Origin of the sequence: Thermogutta sp. (assembly GCF_039793925.1) — a bacterium.
GTDB lineage: Bacteria > Planctomycetota > Planctomycetia > Pirellulales > Thermoguttaceae > Thermogutta.
The window spans coordinates 1-1,420 of the sequence record NZ_JBAMME010000247.1; the positions used below are offsets into that span (position 1 = coordinate 1).

Genomic DNA, 1,420 nt, shown 5'->3' on the forward strand with positions numbered 1-1,420 from the left:
TGCTGCCGGTGGCGAGGCTGGCGGTGAAGAGTTGGCTGGCCACGGCGTCGTTGTTGATCGCCGCAATCACCTGGTTCGCCGTGCTCACCCCGCTCTGAATCCCCACCGTCAGCGTCTTCGTCGCCGCATCCCACACCACCGTCTCACTCCCCGCCGTCGCCGTGTCCTCAAACACCAACCGCACCCCATTCCAAGCCGCCCCAGGTGCCACCGCCGTCAACTTCAACCGCGCATTCTTCCCGTTCACCGCATACGTCGTCCCACTCGCCTGCGCCTCCTGTAACTGCGTCCCACTCGTCGCAAACTCCAAATCACTCACCGTCGGCGCTAACTTCCCACTCCCATCACTCCCCGCCACATTGCTCACACTGATCCCTAACTGCGATAACAAACCCGCATTCGCAGGATCATTAAAGTAATTAATCAAATCCTGCGCCCTCGTCGTCACGATCCCGTCCGACGTCGTCGCCAAATGCACAATCACCGTCCCCTCACTCACCACCCCACCACTCGTCTGCCCCGTCATCGTCGCTGACAACACCCCACTCCCGTCACTCGTCCCAAAATTCTCCGCCCGAAAATACTTCCCCGCATAACTGTCATTGTTCAACAAATTCACCGCCTGCTGCGCCGTAAATCCCCCACTGATGTCCACATTGAACGTCAGCGTCTTGCTCTCCGCATCCCACACCACCGTGTTGTCCGTACTGTCATTAAACACAATCTGCACCCCATCATACGCCGCCCCCTTGTACCGCGCCGTAATCTTCAAAGTACTATTCGCATTCACCCCCTGCACAATCGCCGACGAAAATCCCTCCACCCGCGGGTCCGTCGTCAAATCCACACTCAAACTCTCCCCAGGATTCGACACAAACCGAATCTTCCGACTCCCCTCCGGTCCCAAAAACTGCAACCGATTGTTCCCCTCCACACTCCCATAATACGCATACTCCTGGAACGGACTCACCACCCCATACCCATTGTCCCCAGGTGCCAAACTCGCTGTCACCACCGCACTCGCCGCCGAACTGTTGATCGCCGCCACCACATCATTCGCCGTCGCAATCACATCCCCACCCGTCACACCACCACTCAACGTCACACTCCCCGCCGCTACCGTCCCGCTCCCGTCCGACTCCCCATAATTCGACGCCGTAAATAACGCCCCCACCGCCGCATCATTATTAATCAAATTCACTACGTCCTGCGCCGTATCCGTCGCCAACGCCGTTATACTCAGTGTCTTCGTCGTATGATTGTAACTGACACTCTGCGATCCCCCAATCGATAACACCACGTTCACCCCGTTAAATTCCTCACCCTTAATGTTCGCCGTAATCTTGATCGCATTGTTCGTCCCCGTCGGATCCAATACCCCCGACGCCGCCTCCCACTGACGAGTTCCAAGCTTGACCTC

1 pseudogene is annotated in these 1,420 nt (G+C 57.6%); it reads right to left on the reverse strand.

The annotated features are described in order from the left end of the window. Positions 1 to 1,420, reverse strand: a pseudogene (locus ABJK56_RS11755) (hypothetical protein); the annotation flags it as partial.